This window comes from Isoptericola sp. NPDC019482 (genome assembly GCF_040632295.1).
Lineage (GTDB): Bacteria > Actinomycetota > Actinomycetes > Actinomycetales > Cellulomonadaceae > Isoptericola.
Genome location: NZ_JBEYBQ010000014.1, coordinates 51,101 through 72,814, shown reverse-complemented (window position 1 = coordinate 72,814; position 21,714 = coordinate 51,101). Strand labels below are relative to the sequence as shown.

Below are 21,714 nucleotides of genomic sequence, written 5' to 3'. Positions count from 1 at the left end.
CGGCCCGCCGTGGGAGGGTGCGCCCATGCCAAGACGCGGCAGCTGAGCACGAACGAGCCCGGACGGGTGGACGACATGCAGGAATACGAGCAGGGCTCGGTCGACGACGTCGACCTGGACGCCTGCGCCGCCGAACCGATCCACGTGCCGGGTTCGGTCCAGCCCCGCGGCGTGCTGCTGGTGCTGGACGACGGCGTCGTCGTCCAGGTGTCCGGCAACCTGCCCGACCTGCTGGGCCCCCGCACCGAGGACGTGCTGGGCCGCGCGCTCGCCGACGTGCTCGGCGAGGAGACGACGGCCGCCCTCCGGCTGGACGACGTCACCGACGTCGGCCCGCTCGCGGACAGCCTGCGGCGCGTGACCGCCGCGGGCCGCACGTGGGTGGCTGCCGCCCACCGGAACCCGCAGGGCAGCGTCGTCCTCGAGCTCGAGCCCCTGGCGGACGGGGACACCGATCCGTTCGAGCCCTATCGCGTCGCCTACGCCGTGCTGGGCCAGGCGGCGAGCGCGGGATCGCTCCAGGCGCTCTACGACCTCGCGGCGCAGGGGGTGCGCGAGGTGACGGGTTTCGACCGGGTGATGGTCTACCGGTTCGACGAGGACCACCACGGCGAGGTGGTCGCCGAGGCGCGCCGCCCCGACATCGAGTCGTTCCTCGGGCACCGCTACCCGGCGTCCGACATCCCCTCCCAGGCCCGGGCCCTGTACGAGAAGAGCTGGCTGCGCCTCATCTCCGACGTCGCGTCGGTGCCCGCGCCGCTCGTGCCGGCCCAGCACCCGCGCACCGGCGGGCCGACCGACCTGTCGTTCGCGAGCCTGCGCGCCGTGTCGCCCGTGCACGTCCAGTACCTGCGCAACATGGGCGTGGGTGCCTCGATGTCGATCTCGCTGCTCCAGGGCGGCCGCCTGTGGGGGATGGTCGCCTGCCACCACGTCGCGGGCCCGCACACGCCCTCCCTGGAGGTGCGCGCGGCCGCGGAGGCCCTGGCCTCCGGGCTCTCGGTGCAGATGGTGGTGCGTGCCGCCGCGGACGAGGCGCAGGACGCGCGACGTGTCGCCCGCACGCTCGAGACGCTGGTCGAGGAGGGGGACGACCCGGTCGCGGAGGCCGTCGCCCGACCGGGTCTGTTGCGGCTGCTCGGTGTGGACGGTGCCGTCGTGCGCGCGGGCGGGGTGACCGCGACGGTCGGGACGGTGCCGGCCGACCCGGCGGCCGTGGTCGACGCGGTGCTGGAGTCAGGGCGTCCGATGTCGGGCACGGGCACGGTGCCCGTCCGCGCCGCCGTCGACCTGCGGGAGGTGCACCCGGACCTCTCTGACGCGGCGGGTGCGGTCGCCGGGGCGCTCGTCGTGCGGCTGCCCGACGACGACCTGCTGGCGCTGTTCCGCCGGGAGGTGGCGCGCGAGGTGACCTGGGCAGGCGACCCGCGGGCCAAGACGGTCCGGCGCGACGACGACGGGACGATCTGGATCGGCCCCCGGGAGTCGTTCGACGCCTGGCGGGAGGTGGTGCACGGCACCTGCGAGCCCTGGACGGACCGGGACGTGCGCGCCGCGCTCGTGGCGCGTCGCACCGTCGTCGAGCACCTCTACCGCCGCACGCGTCCCGACCTGGGGGCGGCGCTCGTGCTGCAGCACTCCTCGCTGCCGGCGGAGCTGCCCGTCCTGCCCGGGTGGCGGCTCGAGGCCCGGTACCGGCCGGCGGACGGCGGCCGGGTCGGGGGCGACTGGTACGACGCGTTCGAGCTGCCCGACGGCCGCACCGCCCTCGTCATCGGGGACGTCGCCGGGCACGGGCTGCCCGCCGCGTCGGCGATGAACCAGCTGCGCAACGGCCTGCGCTCGCTGCTGCTCGAGCACCGCGACGTCGCGACGGCCGCGGCCGGGCTGGACCGGCTCGCCCGCACGCTCCTCACAGACGACATGGCCACGCTGCTGGTCGGCATCCTCGAGGTCGACCCCGGCACCGGAGCGGGCGCCGTCGACTACGTGTGCGCCGGCCACCTGCCGCCCGTGGTCGCGGACGCCCACGGCGCGCGGTTGGTCGACGTGGTCCGTAACCCGCCGGTCGGGGCGATGCGCCAGATGGTGCGCGCCGGGCGGGTCGAGCTGGCGCCCGGTACGTCGCTCCTGCTCTACACCGACGGCCTCGTCGAGCGGCGCGGCACCCGGATCCTCGACCGGCTGGAGGACCTGCGCTCCACGGTCGGGCTCACCCGCGACCTCGAGGTGATCGAGCACAAGCTCGCCGGCCTGGAGTCCGACGACGACTCCACGATGCTCATGGTCACGGCGCTGGGCCGCTGAGCCCGGTCAGCCGGGCAGCTCGTCGAGCAGGCGGGACATCCGGTCGATCTCCGCGATCTGGTCCGCCGCCACGTTGCCGGAGAACTCCTGGACCGTCTCGTCCCGGCCGGCGGACGCGACGTCGTCGACCATCTCCAGTGCGCCCGCGTGGTGCTTGATCATGCCCTCGAGGAACAGCCGGTCGAACGCCGTGCCGTCGGCGTCGGCCAGGGCCGTCATCTCGGCGTCGGTCAGCATGCCGGGCATGGAGCCGTGGTCGTGGGCCTCCGGAGCGCGGGGGCCGCTCCCGTCCGACGGCGCGGCCGACGACGTCGCCACCGCGGGCACCGGGAGGCCCTGGCCCTCGAGCCAGCGGCTCATGTAGTCGATCTCGCCGTCCTGCGTCAGGCGGATGCGCTCGGCGAACCTGGCGATCTGCTCCGACGTCGACCGCTCGGGGACCAGCTGCGCCATCTCCACGGCCTGCGCGTGGTGGCCGATCATCATCGTCATGAACTCGGCGTCGGCGTCGGTGACCACGTCGGCGTCGCCCATGCCCTCGTAGTCCTCGGGGGCGATCGTCTGGGCGGGTTCGCCGGGCTTCCCCGGCGCCAGCACGGCCGACGACGGCGTCGGGGCCGGCTCGGGTTCCTCGGCGGTGCACCCCGCGAGCGTGAGGCCCGCGCCGAGCACGGCGGCACAGGCCAGGGCGGCGCGTCGGCGGCTCGTGCGGTGGGGCCGGAGGTCTGTGATCACCGGAAGATCCTCTCCTGAGGGTGTTGCCACCGCGTAAAAAGATGCCCGGAAGGCTGGTGGGGAGGATGCTTCCAGACAACACTCAGGGTGACCAACACAACGAGGTGTGGCGCTCGCGCGTCGTCCAACCCTGAGCCACTGATGAGGAGTTCACGGATGAGGAGTCCACGGACGAGAAGTTCACGGATGAGGGGCGTCGCCGGCGTCGCCCTCTCACTGACCCTGACGGCGGGAGCACTGGGGCTCGCCGCCCCGGCGTCCGCGTCCGACGCGGCGGAGCCGGACGTCCCGCCCGGCGAGGTGGCGTCGTCGAACATCGAGCACCTCAGCAACAACCCGAAGAACGGCGCCCTGCAGGGCACCGGCTCGGACATCGCCTTCCAGGGCAAGTACGCCTACGCGGGCAACTACGACGGCTTCACCGTCTACGACCTGTCCGACCCGGAGGCGCCCGTCCAGGCTCTCCAGGTGTACTGCCCCGGCTCGCAGAACGACATCTCCGTCTACGGCGACATCCTGGTGCTCTCCACCGACTCGTCGCGCAGCGACGACTCGTGCGCCTCGACCACCCGCCCCGCCACGCAGAAGGACGCCTGGGAGGGCATCAAGGTCTGGGACATCTCCGACCCGCTCGCACCGGAGTACGTGAAGTCGGTCGAGACGGCGTGCGGCTCCCACACCCACTCGCTGGCACCGACCAAGAACGGCAAGGACCTGTACGTCTACGTCTCGTCGTACAGCCCGAGCTCGTCCTACCCGGACTGCCAGCCGCCGCACGACATCATCTCGGTCGTGAAGATCCCCGTGAAGAACCCGGCGGCCGCCACGCTCGTGGGCACGCCGAACCTCTTCCCGGAGGGCGGCTACGCGGGTGACCCGGACCGGCGCGCCTCGGCGACGTCCGGCTGCCACGACATCACCACCTACGCGCAGAAGGACCTCGCGGCGGGTGCGTGCATGGGCGATGGCATCCTCATGGACATCAAGGACCGCGCCCACCCGAAGGTGATCAGCACGGTCCGTGACACCGAGAACTTCGCGTTCTGGCACTCGGCCACCTTCAACAACGACGCGACCAAGGTCGTGTTCACGGACGAGCTCGGCGGCGGCGGGCTGGCGACCTGCACCGGCGAGTACGCCCCGGAGCTCGGTGCCAACGGCATCTACGACATCGAGAAGGTCGTGCAGAAGGGCGGGAAGAACGGCAAGGAGCTCGTGTTCCAGAGCTACTACAAGATCCCGCGCATCAACGACGCCAGCGAGAACTGCGTGGCGCACAACGGTTCGCTGATCCCCGTCGAGGGCAAGGACCTCATGGTCCAGTCCTGGTACCAGGGCGGCGTCTCGGTGTTCGACTTCACCGACTCGGCGAACCCGACCGAGCTGGCGTGGTTCGACCGCGGCGCGGGCATCTCCAGCGGTGGCACGTGGTCCACCTACTGGTACAACGGCTACGCCTACTCCAACGACCTCGGGATCGGTTTCGACACGTTCGACATCGACGACGCGATCGACGGGACGGCGAAGACCAACCTGAAGTCGCTGAACCCGCAGATGCAGCAGAAGTTCTGACCTGCTGAACCCGGCAGCACGCCGGGAGCGACGACGGCGGCCGGTCCACCTCCGCGGTGGGCCGGCCGCCGTCGTGCCGGCGGGGTCAGCGCCGGCGCAGCGCGCCCTCGAGGAGCGGCACGGCGACGGCGACGAGGGTGAGCGCGGCGCCCACGTAGGTCGCGGCGCCGGGCGGCGCGACGGCGGGGGAGACGACGTCGAGCACGAGCGCGCCGACCACCTGTCCGGCGATCATGCCGAGGCCGAGCAGCAGCACGCCGATCCGCTGCACCACCGCCGCCTGCAGGGCGATGAACACGATGCCGAGCAGGCCGCCGGAGTAGAGCAGCAGGTCGGCGGGCATCCGGGTGGGCAGGGCGCCGGTGGGGGCGCCGTCCACGGCGAGCGACACCCCGAAAACCACGAGCAGCGCCGCCGTGCCGACGAGGAAGCTGACGTACGTCGCGGCCAGCACGCCGCCGTCGCCCCCGCCGCCGTCGGCGGGGCGCACCGCCGCACGCACGCGCCCGTTGAGCGCCTGCTGGAACGACTGCAGCACGCCCGCCACCAGCGGGAACAGCGCGAGCCCGAGGGCCGCGGTTGCCGCGGCCGCGCCGGAGACCACGACGACGGCGAGCACGGTGAGCACGGGGCCGAGCGCGCGCCCCACCGTCACCAGGCGGACCCCGCCGGGCGCCAGCCCGAGCCGGTCGATGACGAGGGAGCTCACCGACTGCCCGGCCACGAGCGCGATGGTGAACACCGCGACGCCGAGCGCGTCGACCGTCAGGCCCTGCGACATCACGTAGAACGCGCCGCCGAGGCCGCCCAGGCACTCCCACCAGCGCAGGCCGCCCGGGTCGCCGCCCCGTCGCAGCCCGGCCGCGACCCGGCCGAGCGCCGCGCGCCCGGCGCGCGAGAACGGGAGCGCGACGGTGAGGAGCACCAGGCCCGAGCCGAACGACAGGGCGGCCGTGCCGAACGCCGTGCCCGTCTCGGTGGCGAGGGTGCCGTTCACGCGGCTCTGCAGCGCGGCGGCGAACCCCGCGACGATCGCGAGCGCCACGCCCGTGGCGCGCTGCCGCCCGGTCACGATGGTTGCCACGATCACCGGAGCCTAGTCGTGGGACACCACCGCGACCGCACGCGGGTCACGTGAGGTGGTCGAAGTCACCGCGCACCCACGCGGCGTGCCGCTCGGCCGAGCGCAGCACGACCTCACGCGCGTCGGCCGGGATGACGCCGTCGAAGTTGTTGTAGAGCCGGTCGAACGGTCGGCGGGCCACGTGCTCGGCGACGCGCGTCACGACCGCCCCGGACAGCGGGATGCGGTTGGGGTAGCTGCGCATGAAGCTCGCCGTACGGTCCGGGTTGGCGAAGATCGTGTCTCCGGACAGGAGGACGCCGCGACCGTCGGCACCCGTCCAGTGCACCACCGCCGAGCCGGGGAAGTGCCCGCCGGGCTGGCTCAGCACGACGCCGGGCAGCACCTCGCGCTCGCCGTCCGCGCCGGGGGACCACGTCTCGATCACGGCGTCGGGGCGCGCGACCCAGCCGGCATCGGCCTCGCTGACCAGCACGGGGACGGCGCGCCCCGTGGCCTCCGTGAGGCGACGGCTCCACTCCACCTGCACGCCGAACATGTGCGGGTGGCTGGCCGCGATCACGATGTCGCCGCCGCCCGCGGCCTCCGCGACCGCCGCCACCCCGGCGTCGTCGACGAAGCCGAGCGGGTCCCACAGCAGCGCGCCCACCGGGGTGCGCACCACCTTCGCCTGCTGCCCGATGCCGACGTGCGGCGTCGCGTGCAGGGCGAGCAGGTCGGGCTCGAGCTCGGCGACCTCGACGGCGAGGCCCTCCGCCGTCAGCTCGTCCAGGGTGGTCCACGCCTGGCCCGTCGCCGGCACCCACTGCCGCTCGTCCGCGCAGATCGCGCAGACCTCGGGTCGGGTGGCGTGCTCGACGGCGCAGGTGCGGCAGACCCAGAAGTCCGCAGATGTGGGGAGGCCCATGGGCCCACACTTCCACCTCGCGGCGGAGGCGCCCACCGCATTCCCCTCCCTAGGCTGGTCGGATGCCGCAGCAACCCGCCGGGTGGACCGCCCGCCTCTCGGACTGGTGGGGGATCGACTCCGGGTGGGAGCGCCTGCCCGCCGACCCGGCCCGCGCCTACCGCAACGACCTCTGGCTCGGGGCCGCGTTCGTCGTCGTCTCGCTGGTCGGCGCCGAGCTCGCCCGCAGCATCGGGTACTTCGAGGACGACCCCGCCCCGACCTGGCTGATCTACCTGCTCGCGGCGGTGGGCGCCGCGCCCCTCATGTGGCGGCGACGGTTCCCGCTGGTCGTGCTCTCGGCGGTGTACCTGCACTTCCTCGTCGTGGGGCTGACCGTCCCGCTCGTGACGATCCTCGTGCCGTTGCAGGTCGTCTACTTCGTCGCCCTGTTCAGCGCGGTCGCGTGGGCGCGCGACCGGCAGGCGATGACCCTCGTCGTGGGCGCCGCGCTGCTGGCGATGTTCGGGTGGCTGGCCTGGCAGTTCGCCGTCGGGGCGGGCATCGACGGCATCGTCGAGCAGATGGGGCTGGCCGACGAGCAGCCCGGCCTCGTCGATCCCGGCGTCGCGTTCACGGCGTACAACCTGCTCATCAACGTCGCCTACTTCTACGGGGCGGTCGTGGCCGGCCAGCTCATGTGGCACGGCGCCCGCCGCCGCGAGCAGCTCGAGGAGCAGGCCGCGACCATCGAGCGCCAGACGGCGGAGCTCCAGCGGCAGGCCGTCGTCACCGAGCGGCTGCGCATCGCCCGCGAGCTGCACGACGTCGTCGCGCACCACGTGTCCGTCATCGGCATCCAGGCCGCCGCCGCCCGGCGGATGCTCGCCGGCGACCCGGACGCGGCCGCCGCGCCGCTGGCCACCATCGAGGGCGAGTCGCGCGAGGCCGTGGCGCAGATGCGGGGGCTGCTCGGCACGCTGCGCGGGGTGGAGGACGGCGCGGACCCGGGCGACGGCGGCTCGGGCGGGCGTGCGCCGGAGCCGGGGCTCGCCGACGTCTCCGCGCTCGCGGACGACGCGGGCCTCGACGTCGAGGTGCGCGTCGTCGCCGAGCCGGGTGCCGTCGAGGCCGTGCCCGCGCCGCTCGGCCTCAGCCTGTACCGCACCGCCCAGGAGGCGCTGAGCAACGTGCGCAAGCACTCGACGGCCCGGTCCGCGCGCGTCGTCGTGCGCGTGGACCGCCGCCCGGCGCGCCGCGACGAGCCCGCGGCCGACCGCTTCCCGCACGGCTTCGCGGAGGTCGAGGTGCTCGACGACGGGCGCCCGCGGTCGGGTTCCTCGGGCACCGGCCTCGGCCTGGTCGGCGTGCGCGAGCGCGTCGCGACGCACGGCGGCGTCGCCGAGGTCGGACCCCGCGCCACCGGCGGCTACCGTGTGCGGGTGCGCCTGCCCCTGCCCCGCTCGACGTCGTCCGGCCGCCCGTGACCGGCCCCGACGCACCCGTGCGGGTGCTCCTGGTCGACGACCAGAAGCTGGTGCGTTCCGGGTTCGCGATGATCCTGTCCGTCGAGCCCGACGTCGAGGTGGTGGGCGAGGCCGCCGACGGCGCCCAGGCGCTGGAGCAGGTGCGGGCGCTGCGCCCCGACGTCGTGCTCATGGACGTGCAGATGCCGGTGATGGACGGCATCGAGGCCACCCGGCGCATCGTCGCCGACGACCTCGCCAAGGTGCTCGTGCTGACCACCTTCGACGACGACGCCTACGTCGACGACGCCCTGCGCGCCGGCGCCTCCGGCTTCCTGCTGAAGAACTCCGACGCCGACCGGCTGGTCGACGCGGTCCGCACCGTCGCCGCCGGGCACGCGCTGCTGGCGCCGGAGGTCACGCGCCGCGTCATCGAGCGCATGGTGACCGGGGAGGGCGGGCCACCCGCGGGCCCGCCGGTCGGCGCGCCGTCCGACCCGTGGCTGGACCAGCTCACGCCGCGGGAGCGGGAGGTGCTGGTGCTCGTCGGCAAGGGGATGTCGAACGCGGAGATCGCCCAGGAGCTCTTCCTCGGCGAGGCCACCGTCAAGACGCACGTCTCCAACGTGCTGGCCAAGCTGCACCTGCGCGACCGCGTCCAGGCGGTCGTGTTCTACCACCGGTCCGTCCGCCCCTCGACGTAGCGATCGGCCACGGTTCCCGGACGGGAATCATGGCCGATCGCTACGTCGACGTCGGCGGGCTGTGGATGACGGACGCGCGACGGCGTGCGCATCGGGTCTGCTGGGCGGATGCCCCGAAGGATCGTGGTCCCGCCGGCGCTGCTCGGCGTCGCCGCCCGCCAGCAGAGCCTGGTCTCCCGCCGCCAGTGCCGCGAGCACGGGATGACCGACCAGCAGGTCGACGCGCTCGTGAGCGCCGGGCGCTGGCGGCGTGTCCTGCCCGCCGTGCTCGACCCGCGTGTCCCCGCCGACGGACGCTTCGACGCCCTCGACCGCTCGCGGCGGCGCGGCGCGATCGTCGGTGCGCTCGCCCTCCCGGGTTCCGTCGTCACCGGTGTCCCCGCACTCGTGCTGCACGGCGCTCAGGGGGCACCGCGGCGGGTGCTGCCGGAGGTGACGTTCCCGAACGGTGCACCCCGCAGGAACGGCAAACCCGTGCGGGTGCGGCGGGAACGCCTGCAGCGATGGACGTTCGTCGACGGCGTCCCGTGCGTGACGGCGGAGCTGGCGCTCGCCCAGGCCGTCCCCGGCCTCGACCGCAGCCATGCCATCGCCCTCATGGACTCCGCCCGCCGGCGGCGACTCGTCACCGAGGACGGCTTCCGCCGGGCGCGCGAGCTGGCACGTGGCCGGCGCGGCGCCGCCCGCACGGCGGCGTGGTGGGGCCTCTCCGACCCTCGGGCGGACTCGCCTGTCGAGTCGCAGGCGCGGGTCGACCTCGTGGACGCGGGCTACCCGCCGGACGCCGTACAGCTCGAGATCTTCGACGAGCAGGGCCGGTTCCTCGCGCGCCCCGACCTGGTCTGGTTCCTGCCGGGCGGCCGGGTCGTGCCGGTCGAGCTGGACGGGCACGAGGCTCATTCGACGCCGGAGGCCCTCTTCCACGACCGTCGCCGTCAGAACGCGTTGGTCGCCCGCGGCGCCCGGATGCTGCGGTACACCGGCCGCGACGTGACGCGGGGCGTCGTCGTCCCCGACGTCCGCCGGCTCCTCGATGCCGAGGGGTGGGCGCCGCGACCGTGGACCGGAGACGGCCCGCTGATCCTGCCTCGTCGGGCGCCGACGTAGCGATCAGCCATGCTTCCCGCCCGGGAACCTTGGCGGATCGCTACGTCGAGCCCCGGTCAGCTGCGGGGGGTCAGCCGGATGACGGGCAGCTCGCGGTCCGTCCTGGCCTGGTAGCGGGCGAACCCGGGCGAGGCAGTCGTGACCCTCTGCCAGGCGACGGCGCTGGCCGGCGCGGCGGTCGGGACCCGGCGGTTCCGGCCGGCGAGGAGGCGGCCGCGGGGCTGGAGTGCGCCGCGGGTGCCCTGCGGGTGCGTGAACGTCATCGTGCTCTCCTTCGTCGCGGTGGCGGGTGCCCGCCGGTGGATCGTGCGTCCCGCTGCACGTTGCCAGGGGCGGACGGCCGCCGGTACCGACCGGCGGCCATCGTGCCGCGACGAAAGTCGGGGGTGGCGCGGCTCCGCCGGCAGGCGGAGCTCCCGATCTCCACCGCCGGGCGGATCACACGAGGCCGCCCGGTCCGTAGCGTCGTCGTCATGGACAACGACTCCCTCGAGGTCCGGGGACTGACCCGGACGTTCGGCGACCTCACGGCCGTCGACGACGTCTCGTTCGCGGCCCCCGCCGGGCTGCTCACCGGGTTCGTCGGCGGCAACGGCGCCGGCAAGACGACGACGATGCGCATGATCATGGGCGTCCTGGCGCCCACGGCCGGCGAGGTCCGCTTCGGCGGGGACCCGGTGACGCGCGCGGACCGCCGCGCGTTCGGGTACATGCCGGAGGAGCGCGGCCTCTACCCGAAGCAGCCGGTGCTCGACCAGCTCGTCTACCTGGCCCGGCTGCGCGGCATCGCGGCACCCCGGGCGCGCGCCGAGGTGCTGGACATGCTCGACCGGCTCGGCCTGGCGGGGCGGTCCAAGGAGCACGTGGAGAAGCTGTCGCTGGGCAACCAGCAGCGGGTGCAGATCGTCGCCGCGCTGATGGGCACGCCGCGGCTGCTGGTGCTCGACGAGCCGTTCAGCGGCCTCGACCCGGCCGCCGTCGACGGCATGGTCGACCTGCTCGCCGAGCACACCGCCCGCGGCGTGCCGGTGATGTTCAGCTCGCACCAGCTCGACCTGGTGGAGCGGCTGTGCGAGCGCCTCGTCATCCTCAAGTCCGGCCGCGTCATGGCGGACGGCGCGCCCTCCGACCTGCAGCGGACCGGCGCCCTGCGGCACCGGCTCGTCACCACCGGCGACGCCGGCTGGGTGCGGGGCGTGCCGGGCGTGCACGCGGTCGACGTCGACGGGCCCGTCGCCCTCCTCGAGGTGGCCGACGACGCCGCCCTGCAGCGGCTGCTCGCCACCGGCCTCGAGCGCGGCGGCGTCCGCGAGCTCACCCCCCTGAAGCCCACGCTGGCCCAGATCTACCGCGAGGTGACGGCATGACCACCACGACCCCGACCCGCCCGGACACGCCGGCCGCCCTCGACCGCACCGGCGAGGAGAGCACCCGCGGTGCGTGGCTCGTCGTGATGAAGCGCGAGATCGTGGTCCGCGCCCTCAACAAGACGTTCCTCGTGGGGCTGCTCGTCTCGGTCGCGATCATCGCCGCGCTGGCCGGGTTCATGGCCTGGCAGGGCAGCAAGACCGAGAGCTTCACCGTCGCCGTGCCCGCCGGCGACGCCGCCGCGACGGCGGCGGTCGGGTCCGCCGCCGGGATCCCGGAGGAGCAGGGCGGCGGCGCGGAGCTCACGACCCTCGACGTGCCCGACGACGCGGCCGCCCGTGCGGCGCTCGCCGACGGCGACGCGGACGCCTGGCTGCACCCTGCTGACGGGGGAGGGGGCGACGCCGGCTGGGTGCTCACCGGTCAGGCGGACCCCGACAGCACGCTGACGCGCCTGCTCACGGCGGGGGTCGCGGCCGAGACGCTCGCGTCGAACGCGGAGGCTGCGGGCACCACGACCGCCGAGCTCACCGCGGGCGGCACCCTGACCACCGACCGGGTCGACGGCGACGCCGTGGACTCGCAGACGCTGTTCTTCGCGTCGTTCGCCCTCGCCCTGCTGTTCTTCATCGGGGCGCTCGGCTCCGGGCAGATGATCGCGGGCAGCGTGGTCGAGGAGAAGCAGTCGCGGCTGGTGGAGATCATGGCCACCGCCGTGCCCCTGCGGCACCTGCTGGCGGGCAAGGTGCTGGGCAGCTCGGTCGTGGCGCTGGCGCAGAACGTCGTGTTCGCCGCGGTCGGCCTCGCCGCCCTGTCGTTCACGCCGACGGCGTCGATCCTGCCGTCCCTGTCGACGTCGCTCGTCTGGTTCGTGCTGTTCTTCGCGGTCGGCTTCCTCGGCCTCGCCGCGCTGTACGCCGTGGCGGGCGCGCTCGCGTCGCGCACCGAGGACCTGCAGCACACCACCACCCCGATGACGATGGCCATCATGGGCGTCTACTTCCTGACGTTCTCCGCCAGCGGCACGTTCGAGACGGTCCTGTCGTACGTCCCCGTGGCGAACGTCGTCTCGATGCCGGTGCGGGTGCTGTCCGGCGACGCCGCCTGGTGGGAGCCGATCGTCTCGCTGCTGATCCTCGCCGCGTTCGCCGTCGTCGCCCTGCTCGTGAGCGAGCGGGCCTACCGCGGGGCCCTGCTGCAGACCGGCGGCCGCGTCGGGTGGAGGACCGCCCTCCGGCCGCAGTCCTGAGCGGGGTAGGGGAGTCCCCCGAATTCCGTCAGGGTTGCCCCCCGAACCTCCCGAAAACCCTGGGATCGCAGGGTTGGCGCACCCTAGCGTCGGCCCCATGACCGCCGTCGACGCCGCCCGCCTGCAGTTCGCGCTGCTCGCCGGGACCCACTTCCTCTTCGTCCTGGTGACGCTGGGGCTCGGGCCCGTCGTGGCGATCCTGCAGACCCGCTGGGCCCTCGCCCGGGACGGGGTGAGGGCGGCGACGCTCGAGACCGCCACCCGCTTCTGGGGGCAGCTCTACCTCGTCAACTACGCGCTGGGCATCGCCGCCGGCATCGTCATGGAGCTCCAGCTCGGGCTGCACTTCCCGGGCCTGCTCGACGTTGCCGGCGGCGTGTTCGGCGCTCCGCTGGTGATCGAGACGATGGCGGCGTTCTTCCTGGAGTCCACGTTCCTCGGGCTGTGGGTGTTCGGCTGGCACGTGCTGCCGCGCTGGGCGCACACCGCGGTGTTCTGGGCGGTGGTGGTCACCGGCTACCTGTCGGCGTTCACCGTGATGGTGGCGAACGGCTTCCTGCGCAACCCGGTCGGCTTCGAGATGGTCGACGGCGTCGCCCGCGTCACCGACGCGGCCGCGCTCATCACGAACCCCGCGGCGCTGCTGTCGGCGCTGCACGTGGTGGGGGCGTGCCTCATGGCCGGCGCGTTCCTGCTGGTGGGCGTCAGCGCGTGGCACCTGCGGCGGGCGCCGTCGCGGCTGCCGGGGGTGATCGCCGCGGGCCTGCCGGGCGCCGTCATGTCGCCGGAGAACGACGTGTGGCGGCGCTCGATGCGGATCGGGCTGGTCGCGGGCACTGTCGGCGCGTTCGTCGCCACGGGCTTCGGGTACGCGCAGTTCGGGTACCTGCAGGACGTGCCCGGCGGCGACCCGCCGGTCGTGGGCATCGCGTACGCGGTGATGCAGGGCGTGGGCGGGCTGGCGTTCGTCGTCGGGTGCGTGCTGCTGCTCCTGCTGCCCGGCAACGTGCTGTTCCGCCTGTGGCGGCCGCTGCGCACCGGCCTCTACGCCACGCTCACCGTGCTGCTGCCGGTGCCGTTCCTCACCGCGCTGCTCGGCTGGGCGGCCCGCGAGATCGGCCGCCAGCCCTGGGCGATCGCGGGCGTGCTGCGCACCGAGGACGCCGTGTCCGACGCGTCGGCGGCCGCGGTGATCACGTCCCTCGTCGTCCTCGTCGGCGTGATGGTCACCCTCGCCGTCGTCGACTGGTCGGTGATGGCGCGCCTCGCCCGCCGCGGCACGACGCGACTCGCTCTCGGCGCCCCGCCCGTGGACGTCCTGCACGACGCCGACACCGACGCCGACACCGACACCGACACCGAGGCGCGCGACGACGAGCACTCGACCGGCTCGACCGCCAGGGACGGGCTCCTCACCTTCGGAGGCACGCGATGAACGCGCTCGGCTGGGGCCTGCTGCTCGCCGTCCTGCTCGCCGGCTGGGCGGTGCTCGACGGCGCCGTCCACGGCGGCGTGCCGCTCGTGCGCGCGCTCGGTGGCCGCGACGACGCCCGCCGCCGCACGGTGCTCGCCACGGTCGCGCCGTTCCTCCTGCTGGGGGAGGTGTGGCTGGTCGCGGCGACGGGGGTGCTGCTCGCCGCGTTCGGGCACGTCGAGGCCACGCTCTGGTCGGCCGGGTACCCGGTCGTCGTGGCGCTGCTCGTGGCGTGGGTGCTGCGCGACGCCGCGCTCTGGCTGCGCAGCCGCCTGCCGTCGCCGCGCTGGCGCCGGGGGTGGGATGTCGTCGGCCAGGCCGCGAGCCTCGCGCTCCCGGCGGCGTTCGGCGCCGTGGCCGGCGTGGCATGGGTGCGGTTCTCCGTGGTCGGGGCGCAGGCCGACGGCGGCTCCGGCGCGGCCCAGGCGCTCGCGCTGGGTCTGCCGGTGCTCATGGCCGGGCTCGCGGTCGCGGCCGCGCGGGTGCACGGCGGGCTCGTGGTCGCGGCCCGGGCGCCCGAGGCCGTGTCGCGGGAGGCACGCCGCCGTGTGCGCCGCGCCCTCGTCCCGGCGGCCGCGCTCGCCGGCCTGGCGGCCCTCGGCGCGCTCGCCGTCGCGGCCCTGGGCACGGCGTCGGCCCTGGTCGCGGCCGTGCTGCTCGTCGCGGTGGCGGGGGTGGCGCTCGCGGCCCGGTTCGACCTGGACCGTGGCGCGCACCGCACCGGCGTCGTGCGCGCGGCGGGCCCGCTGCTCGCCGTGGCCCCCGTGGTCGCGACCGCCTCCGTCGCCGGGCCGGCGGTGCTCGCGCTCGCCGCGCCCACGGCGGTGCTGCACGGCCTGACGTGGCCGGTGCTGGGCGCGTTCGTCGCCGTCCTCGCGGCGCAGGCGGTGAGCTGGCGGGTCCTGGTGCGACCGCTCGGGCCACGCACCGCCGTCTTCCTCTGACAGAGTCGTGACGCTCGGGCAACACCGCGGAAACGGGCGACACGCACCATGGGCAGGGAGCGGCCGCCGGGCCGCGCGAAGGAGGCCCACCCATGGCTGCCACGATGCCCGTCCCGACCCCTGTCGCCCCGCGGGCGATCCTGCCCTCGCCGCACCCCGGCACCGGGACCGTGCGCCGCGCCAACCCCGGCGACCGGCTCACGGTCGACCCCGAGGACCGTCGTCGGCGCGCCCGCACCGCGCTGCTGGAGCTCGCCGTGGCGCGCTCCGTGGAGCGCCGCCGCACCGTCTGACAGGGGTCCGCGCGACGGCCTGAGCAGCCGGGTCGCGCACGGGTCGCCGGGCACGGGGGCCAGGCTTAGGTTCGAGAGGTGGCCCGACGACGCGGCGCCCGCCCGGACGCCTACACGTTCGACCTCGACCCGGACGGTGCGGAGCCGGACGACGCCGAGGACCGCGCGGACGCGCCGGTCGTCCCGTCCGTCGACTCGTCGATCGACTCGCCGGACCTCTCGCCGGTCGTGGAAGCCATCCCGGGTGCGGGGCGGCGCGCCCCGCTCCTCATCGACCTCGACCCGGACGACGCCGACGACGGGTTCGACGATCCTCCGCCGTCGGGCCCGGGCCCGGAGCCGCTCACCTGGCGCCGCGCCGTCGACCGCGCACGCGACGTGCTGCGCGGCCGTCGGCTGGTGGCCGCGGTCGTGGTCGTCGCGGCGGCGCTCACGGCGGTGGTCGTGGACACGGTGGGCGACCGGGGCCGGCTCGCCGCCCTGCGCGCGGCGCCCGGCGGGGTGCTGGACCTGAGCGCCGAGCCGCGAGAGGTGTGGCGAGTCGAGGCCGAGGGCAGCGTGCCCGGCGGGCTCATGGCGATGGCCGACGGGCTCGTGGTGGCGCAGCAGCAGGGCGCGATCCTCGGGCTGGACGTGGAGACGGGCGAGCGCCGCTGGCAGGTGGCGCTCCCGGGCGGCACGACCTCGTGCGGCCCGGGGATGCAGGTGTGGTCGGGCGGGGTCCAGGCGGACACGGCGGACCGGATCGTGTGCGTGACGTCGTCGCGCGACGACGGCACCACGGTGACGGTGGTCGACGCCGACGGCACGGTCGAGGGCACGCGGGAGCTGGAGGGCTCCGCGGCCGAGCGCTACCCGGGCGGCGACGGCGCGCTGGTCACCGTCGAGTGGGTGGGTGAGGCGTCGCCCGTGGCCCCGCGGGTCGCGGACGAGGTCGTCGCCGGCGTCGCCGACGCGGGGGCCATCGCGGACGGCTACGACCTGCGGGTCCGCGTCGAGGACGCGGTCACGGGGGAGCGCCGGTGGCAGGAGACGGTCGCGTTCGACGACGCGGTGGACCCGTCGTTGTGCGTGCGGTGGTCCGACGACGGCACGACGTCCGGGGTGGACCTGCGCGGCGGCGTGCAGACCGTGGTCACGGACCGGCTGCTGTGGCTCGGGGGGTGCGGCATCGACGCATGGTTCACGCCCGACGGCGCGCGCCTGGACCGGCCGGGCGACCCGGGGACGTTCGAGGGCTTCGCCGTGGAGCCGCTGAGCGGCGGCGGCTACGTGGTCCGCACCGACTCCGACGACTTCGGCCTGGACGACCTCGCCGATGCGGACCGCCTCCTGCGTGACGACGGCTCCGAGGTGCGCGAGGTGCAGGGGCGGTACCTGGTGCCGCTGAGCACGGACGGCGGCGGGGACGGCGTGCACCTGGCGCGGCGGGGCGACACGACCGTGGCCAGCTCCGCCGACGGGACCGAGCTGTGGCGGACGGAGGTCCGCAGCACCAGCGTGCTGGTGCGGACCGCGCAGGTGGCGGTCGTCGTCGACGAGGGCCGGCGCGTGTACGGCCTGGACCTCGGGACGGGGGACGTGCTGTGGGTGCGGCCCGACCTCGTGGAGGGTCTCGACGCGATGGGGGCCTACGGGCCGAGGTTCGTCGACGCGGCTTTCACCGACGGGCGGCTGGCCGCGTTCGTCGTGCCGGACTACACCCAGGGCGACGTCGTGCACTGGGTAGCGCTCGACGCCGCCTCGGGCCGTCAGCTGTGGCAGGTCGAGCTCGGCGGCGACGGCTGGGGGGTCCAGCTCGCCGTCGCCGGCCGGCTCGTCCGGTGGTCACCGACCGAGGTCGTCGGTCTCGGCTGACGGGTCGTCCGCGTCGTTCACGTCGGTGTCGGCCGTGGTGTCGTCCGCGAGGACGAGGTAGACCTCGCGCCGTGCCTTGTCGAGCACTGCGGCGGCCGCCTCGGCCTGCGCCCGCGTGCCGGCGCGCGCGACCTGCTCGACGGCGCCGCCCAGGGCGCGCATCGCGTGGTGCAGCTCGTGTCCCTGGCGACGGGGGTCCTCCGCGACCTTCTGCCACGGGGTGCCGAGCTCGTCGCGGTGCTCCTCGACGTACGCGCGGCCGGAGTCGGTGAGCGACGCGAGGCGGCGTCCGCCGTCGTCGGCCACCGTGACGAGGCCCTCGTCCTGGAGCTGGGAGATGGCCGGGTAGACGGCGCCCGGGCTGGGACGCCAGCGGCCGTCGGTGCGCTCGGCGAGCTCGGTGATCACCTGGTAGCCGTGCATCGGCTGCTCGGCGAGGAGCAGCAGCAGGGCGGCGCGGATCTCACCGCGACCGGCGCGGCGGCCGCCGCCCCGGTGGCCGCGCGGGCCGAAGCCGGGGCCGAAGCCCGGGCCGGGAGGGAACCCGGGGCCGAAGCCGCCGGGGCCGGGGAAGTCGCCCCGCCGGCGGCGGTCGCCGCGCGGGCCGGGCTGCCGGTCGAAGGGGTGCCGGTCGAACGACCGGGGGTCGTAGGTGCGGGGGTCGAAAGACGTGTCTCGGGGGGTACGCATGAGCGGTGTCCTCACTGGTTCGGGATGGATGGTCGGTGTCACCCGGGGAGCGCCGGCGGCGCCTCGACCTCGGGCGGCGACGTATCCAAGATAGAACGCGATATATCTTTAAGCAAGCCTCCATCGACTGTGACGTGAGTCACTCCGGTTCCGGTTCGGTGACGGGCCCAGGAGAACGCGCGGAGGTGCGCCTACGTTGTTCGGCATGGAGGTGCTACTCGTCGCGGTGCTCGCGGCGGTCGTCGTCATCGCCGTCACCGCGCTGGCGCCCCGGGCCGGGGTCGCCGCACCGCTGGTCCTGGTGCTGATCGGCGTCGCCGTGAGCTTCGTCCCGGCCGTGAAGGCCATCGACATCGATCCCGAGATCATCCTCGTCGGGGTGCTGCCCGCGCTCCTGTACGCCGCGGCGGCCTCGTTCCCGTCGATGGACTTCCGCCGCGACTTCACGGCGATCGGCGGGATGGCCGTGCTGCTGGTCGTCATCACCGCGGTGCTGCTCGGGTTCGTCTTCTCGTGGGTGATCCCCGGCATCGGCCTCGCCGCCGGCATCGCGCTCGGCGCGATCGTCAGCCCCACGGACGCGGTCGCGACGTCGATCATCAAGAAGCTCGGGGCGCCGCAGCGCGTCGTCGTGATGCTCGAGGGCGAGGGGCTGCTCAACGACGCGACGTCCCTGGTGCTGCTGCGCTCCGCGATCGCCGCGACCGCGGCCAGCGTCAGCCTGTGGGGCGTGGTCGGCAGCTTCTTCAAGGCCGTCCTGCTCGCCGTCGTCATCGGCCTGGTCGTCGGGCGCCTCGGCCTGTGGGTCCGCGAACACCTGCGCCACGCGGCGCTCTCCACGGCCGTGTCGTTCGTCGTGCCCTTCGCCGCATACCTGCCGGCCGAGGAGCTGGACGCGTCGGGCATCGTCGCCGCCGTCGCGGCCGGCCTCGTCACCAGCACGCTCTCGGCGCGGCACCTCAGTCCCCAGGACCGGGTGGCGGAACGCATGAACTGGCGCACCATCGAGACCCTGCTCGAGGGCGGCCTGTTCCTCGCCATGGGCCTGGAGGTGTTCGGCCTGGTCCAGGACGTCCGCGAGGCGCACGGGTCGCTGTGGACGGCGGTCGGCGTCGCGGCGCTCGCGGCGGTCGTCGTCGTCGCGCTGCGGGCCCTGTTCGTGCTCCCGCTGCTGCGGTACCTCGCCGCCCGACGACGGCGGGCGGAGCAGGTCCGCGAGACCCTCGACCGGATGGAGCAGCGGGTCTCCGCGAAGCTCGACGAGCTCGCGGACCCGCACGGCATCATCACGCCCGACGCCGCGAAGGCCCTGGCGGCCGTGTGGACGCAGGGCGACCAGCGCGTGTGGGAGGCCGGCAACCCGCGTCGCCAGGTGCGGCGGGTGCAGCGGCGCGTCCAGCTCGAGGCCGAGAAGCGGAGGGCCTCGTCGGCGGGCGGTCTGTCCGACGACCAGAAGGAGCGGATCCGGCAGCGCCGCATCGATCGCGTCGCCGAGTTCCGCAAGCGGTTCACGCGCCGGATCGCCGATGTCGACTACCTGCTCGCCGCCCCGCTCGGGCCGAAGGAGGGCATGGTCATCGTGTGGGCCGGCATGCGCGGCGTCGTGACGCTGGCGGCGGCGCAGACCTTGCCCGACAAGTTCCCGGAACGCTCGCTGCTCGTCCTCATCGCGTTCGGCGTCGCGGCCGGCACGCTGCTGGTCCAGGGTGGCACGCTGCCGTGGGTGGTGCGCAGGCTCGGGCTGGCCGGGGTCACGTCGTCGCGGTTCGACGAGGGGACCCAGGGGCTGCGCGAGATCGTCGACGGCACCGCCCGCGATCTGCTCGACGACCCCGAGCTGCGCCGCAAGGACGGCACCCCCTACGCGCCGTACGTCGTGGAGCGCGTGCGGACCGTCGTCGTGCGCGAGCAGGCCGACCAGGACGAGGAGGAGGCGACGCCCGAGGAGCTGTCGGCCCAGTTCTTCGAGCTGCGCCTCGCGACGATCTCCGCGCAGCGCAGGGCCCTGCTCGAGGCCCGAGCCGTGGGGACCTACGACTCGGACCTGCTCAGCAGGGCCCTGGAGCAGCTCGACGCCGACCAGATCGCCGTCGAGATGCGCGGGCACCTCGACGGCTGATCCGGCCGGCTGACCTGGACGGTCGGTCAGGTCAGGACGACGAGATCTCGCTGCGCGCAGTCCGCCACAGGCCGCCGGCCAGCGGCGCGACCACCCAGATCAGCGAGGCCGTGACGAGCTGCGCCCACGCCTCGCCGGGCATCGCGGCGTCGGAGAGCAGCGGCGTGCTGGCGGTGCTGAGGTCGACCCAGGGCAGCACGTCGGCCATCCCCGGCACGAGGCTGCCCACGATGCTGAAGATCGTCGGTGCCATCAGGAGCGTGACGATGGCGGCGGGGGTGCTGCGCAGCAGGAGCCCGAAACCCACGCCCTGGGCCATGAACAGCACCACGGTGAGTGCCAGGTAGGCGAGACCGCGCGCCGTGAGGTCCCATGCCGGGTCGGCGTCGCGGAACGCGACCACGATCAGGTGGGCGAGCGCCGCGAGCCCGACCGTGAGCACGATCAGCGCGAGGCCGGAGCCGATCGCGGCCACCACCTTGGCCAGCCCGACGCGCGTGCGGCGCGGCTCGAGGGTGAACGTCACCAGGGCGGTGCGCTGCGACCACTCGGCGGTGGCGGCGAGCACGCCCACGATGGGCAGGAGCATCGCCATCGGCGTCGTCGTGGCGGTCACGTACGCGCCGAACGAGTGGTTGCCGCCGTTGACGAACATCATCACAGCGAGCACGCCGGCGGTGATGATCGCGATGACGGCCAGCATCCAGCGGCCTGCACGGGTGTCGAGCTGCTTGCGCCACTCGACGAGCGTGAGGGTCGCGAAGGACACCGGGCGGAGGTCGGCGCCAGGGCGGTTCGTACGGCTCGCGCGGGCGGCGCGGGTCGGGGTCGCGGTGGTCATGCCGACACCTCCATACGGGTCTGCTCGCGGGCGTCGTCGGCGGTGAGCTCGAGGAAGAGGTCCTCGAGGCCGCGGGAGTCGGCGGCACGCAGCTCGGCGAGCACCACGCCCGCGGCGGCGGCCGCGCGGCCGACGTCGATCGGCTCGGCGTCGACGGACAGCCCGCCGGTGGCGAGCTCCTCGACGCCGGCGCCGCCCTGGCGCAGCGCGTGGGCGAGCGCGACGTCGTCGGTGGAGCGGACGAACGCGCCGGCCTGGCGGAGCAGGTCGTCCTTGTGGCCCTCGGCGACGACGCGGCCGCGGCCGATGACGACGATCCGGTCGGCGACGGCCTCCATCTCGCGCAGCAGGTGGGAGGACAGCAGGACGGTGCCGCCGCGGCGGGCGAAGTCGTCCAGCAGGTCCCGCATCCAGCGGATGCCGGCGGGGTCGAGGCCGTTGGCCGGCTCGTCGAGGATCAGCACCTCGGGGTCGCCGAGCAGCGCGGACGCGAGGCCGAGCCGCTGCCGCATGCCGAGGGAGTACTGGCCCACGCGGCGGGCGGCCTCGCGCCCGGTGAGGCCCACCAGGTCGAGCGTGGTGTCGATGCGGCGGCGGTCGACGCCGGTCATGAGGGCGGCGAGGGTGAGGACCTCGCGGCCGGTCCGCCCGGAGTGCTGGGCGGCCGCGTCGAGCAGCACGCCCACGCGCCGGCCGGGGTTGGCGAGCGCCGTGAACGGCTTGCCGAGCACGCGGGCGGAGCCCGACGTGGCGGGGGTGAGGCCGCAGATCATGCGCATCGTCGTGGACTTGCCGGCGCCGTTGGGGCCGAGGAAGCCCGTCACGTGGCCGGGCTCGACGGTGAAAGACACGTCGTCCACGGCCACGGCCGGCCCGTATCTCTTGGTCAGGTGCTCCACGGTGATCATGGCTCCACCCTGCCCGGGCGCGGGCGGGCGCCGCGTCCGGCGAGGGGATGGTTCGTGTCCTCCTTCCGGAGGATGCGCGGCAGCCGCCCGGCGGATGCCCTCGGCGTGGC

19 protein-coding genes are annotated in these 21,714 nt (G+C 74.6%); 12 read left to right on the top strand and 7 right to left on the bottom strand.

The window, feature by feature from the left end; translation table 11 throughout:
* Window positions 1-75 precede the first annotated feature (75 nt).
* Entirely contained in the window at window positions 76-2,307 is a 2,232-nt protein-coding gene (locus ABZ493_RS11545; RefSeq protein ID WP_430582307.1) for a SpoIIE family protein phosphatase, read from the top strand.
* Window positions 2,308-2,313: 6 nt separating this feature from the next.
* Here ABZ493_RS11545 and ABZ493_RS11540 read toward each other — a convergent pair whose 3' ends face one another.
* Window positions 2,314-3,042 carry a DUF305 domain-containing protein gene (locus ABZ493_RS11540; protein WP_430582306.1) on the bottom strand — a complete coding sequence of 243 codons (729 nt, stop codon included), beginning with the start codon at window positions 3,040-3,042 and terminating at the stop codon, window positions 2,314-2,316.
* A gap of 186 nt (window positions 3,043-3,228) precedes the next feature.
* On the opposite strand from ABZ493_RS11540, the gene ABZ493_RS11535 reads away from it, so the two are divergent.
* Window positions 3,229-4,614: a hypothetical protein gene (locus ABZ493_RS11535; RefSeq protein WP_430582305.1), complete on the top strand. Its 1,386-nt coding sequence runs from the start codon at window positions 3,229-3,231 to the stop codon at window positions 4,612-4,614.
* Window positions 4,615-4,699: 85 nt separating this feature from the next.
* Here the strand turns inward: ABZ493_RS11535 and ABZ493_RS11530 are convergent, their stop codons facing one another.
* On the bottom strand, window positions 4,700-5,698 hold the full coding sequence (locus ABZ493_RS11530) for a DMT family transporter (protein WP_430582304.1): 999 nt from the start codon (window positions 5,696-5,698) through the stop codon (window positions 4,700-4,702).
* Between the two features lie 46 nt (window positions 5,699-5,744).
* Entirely contained in the window at window positions 5,745-6,605 is an 861-nt protein-coding gene (locus ABZ493_RS11525; protein ID WP_430582303.1) for a hydrolase, read from the bottom strand.
* Between the two features lie 62 nt (window positions 6,606-6,667).
* Between ABZ493_RS11525 and ABZ493_RS11520 the strand changes: the two genes are divergently transcribed.
* The 3 genes from ABZ493_RS11520 (at window position 6,668) to ABZ493_RS11510 (ending at window position 9,861) form a co-directional block, all read left to right on the top strand.
* Window positions 6,668-8,071, top strand: coding sequence for a histidine kinase (locus ABZ493_RS11520; protein WP_430582302.1), 1,404 nt, complete (start codon window positions 6,668-6,670; stop codon window positions 8,069-8,071).
* Window positions 8,068-8,754 carry a response regulator transcription factor gene (locus tag ABZ493_RS11515; protein ID WP_430582301.1) on the top strand — a complete coding sequence of 229 codons (687 nt, stop codon included), beginning with the start codon at window positions 8,068-8,070 and terminating at the stop codon, window positions 8,752-8,754. Before ABZ493_RS11520 ends, ABZ493_RS11515 begins: the two co-directional genes overlap by 4 nt.
* 108 nt (window positions 8,755-8,862) lie before the next feature.
* Window positions 8,863-9,861, top strand: a complete 999-nt coding sequence (locus tag ABZ493_RS11510; RefSeq protein ID WP_430582300.1) for a hypothetical protein — start codon at window positions 8,863-8,865, stop codon at window positions 9,859-9,861.
* A 56-nt stretch (window positions 9,862-9,917) separates the two neighbouring features.
* Here the strand turns inward: ABZ493_RS11510 and ABZ493_RS11505 are convergent, their stop codons facing one another.
* Window positions 9,918-10,124, bottom strand: coding sequence for a nitroreductase/quinone reductase family protein (locus ABZ493_RS11505; protein WP_430582299.1), 207 nt, complete (start codon window positions 10,122-10,124; stop codon window positions 9,918-9,920).
* Between the two features lie 210 nt (window positions 10,125-10,334).
* Between ABZ493_RS11505 and ABZ493_RS11500 the strand changes: the two genes are divergently transcribed.
* The 6 genes from ABZ493_RS11500 (at window position 10,335) to ABZ493_RS11475 (ending at window position 17,046) form a co-directional block, all read left to right on the top strand.
* On the top strand, window positions 10,335-11,228 hold the full coding sequence (locus tag ABZ493_RS11500) for an ATP-binding cassette domain-containing protein (RefSeq protein ID WP_430582298.1): 894 nt from the start codon (window positions 10,335-10,337) through the stop codon (window positions 11,226-11,228).
* Complete coding sequence (locus ABZ493_RS11495) at window positions 11,225-12,478, top strand: ABC transporter permease (RefSeq protein ID WP_430582297.1); 1,254 nt, start codon at window positions 11,225-11,227, stop codon at window positions 12,476-12,478. Before ABZ493_RS11500 ends, ABZ493_RS11495 begins: the two co-directional genes overlap by 4 nt.
* A 97-nt stretch (window positions 12,479-12,575) precedes the next feature.
* The gene (locus tag ABZ493_RS11490; RefSeq protein WP_430582296.1) at window positions 12,576-13,913 is read left to right on the top strand and encodes a cytochrome ubiquinol oxidase subunit I; all 1,338 of its coding nucleotides are present in this window, start codon (window positions 12,576-12,578) and stop codon (window positions 13,911-13,913) included.
* The gene (locus ABZ493_RS11485) at window positions 13,910-14,896 is read left to right on the top strand and encodes a cytochrome d ubiquinol oxidase subunit II (protein WP_430582295.1); all 987 of its coding nucleotides are present in this window, start codon (window positions 13,910-13,912) and stop codon (window positions 14,894-14,896) included. Before ABZ493_RS11490 ends, ABZ493_RS11485 begins: the two co-directional genes overlap by 4 nt.
* Before the next feature lie 92 nt (window positions 14,897-14,988).
* On the top strand, window positions 14,989-15,189 hold the full coding sequence (locus ABZ493_RS11480; protein WP_430582294.1) for a hypothetical protein: 201 nt from the start codon (window positions 14,989-14,991) through the stop codon (window positions 15,187-15,189).
* Between the two features lie 78 nt (window positions 15,190-15,267).
* Window positions 15,268-17,046 carry a PQQ-binding-like beta-propeller repeat protein gene (locus ABZ493_RS11475; RefSeq protein ID WP_430582293.1) on the top strand — a complete coding sequence of 593 codons (1,779 nt, stop codon included), beginning with the start codon at window positions 15,268-15,270 and terminating at the stop codon, window positions 17,044-17,046.
* On the opposite strand, the gene ABZ493_RS11470 is transcribed toward ABZ493_RS11475, so the two are convergent.
* Window positions 17,017-17,736: a PadR family transcriptional regulator gene (locus ABZ493_RS11470; RefSeq protein ID WP_430582292.1), complete on the bottom strand. Its 720-nt coding sequence runs from the start codon at window positions 17,734-17,736 to the stop codon at window positions 17,017-17,019. The two genes, ABZ493_RS11475 and ABZ493_RS11470, sit on opposite strands and share 30 nt — an antisense overlap.
* A 205-nt stretch (window positions 17,737-17,941) precedes the next feature.
* On the opposite strand from ABZ493_RS11470, the gene ABZ493_RS11465 reads away from it, so the two are divergent.
* Window positions 17,942-19,855 (top strand): cation:proton antiporter, encoded by a 1,914-nt coding sequence (locus ABZ493_RS11465; RefSeq protein WP_430582291.1) that lies wholly within the window; start codon window positions 17,942-17,944, stop codon window positions 19,853-19,855.
* A 31-nt stretch (window positions 19,856-19,886) separates the two neighbouring features.
* Here the strand turns inward: ABZ493_RS11465 and ABZ493_RS11460 are convergent, their stop codons facing one another.
* Both ABZ493_RS11460 and ABZ493_RS11455 read right to left on the bottom strand, forming a co-directional pair.
* Entirely contained in the window at window positions 19,887-20,696 is an 810-nt protein-coding gene (locus ABZ493_RS11460; RefSeq protein WP_430582290.1) for an ABC transporter permease, read from the bottom strand.
* Window positions 20,693-21,604, bottom strand: a complete 912-nt coding sequence (locus ABZ493_RS11455) for an ABC transporter ATP-binding protein (protein ID WP_430582289.1) — start codon at window positions 21,602-21,604, stop codon at window positions 20,693-20,695. The genes ABZ493_RS11460 and ABZ493_RS11455 overlap by 4 nt, the downstream gene beginning before the upstream one ends.
* Between the last annotated feature and the right edge of the window lie 110 nt (window positions 21,605-21,714).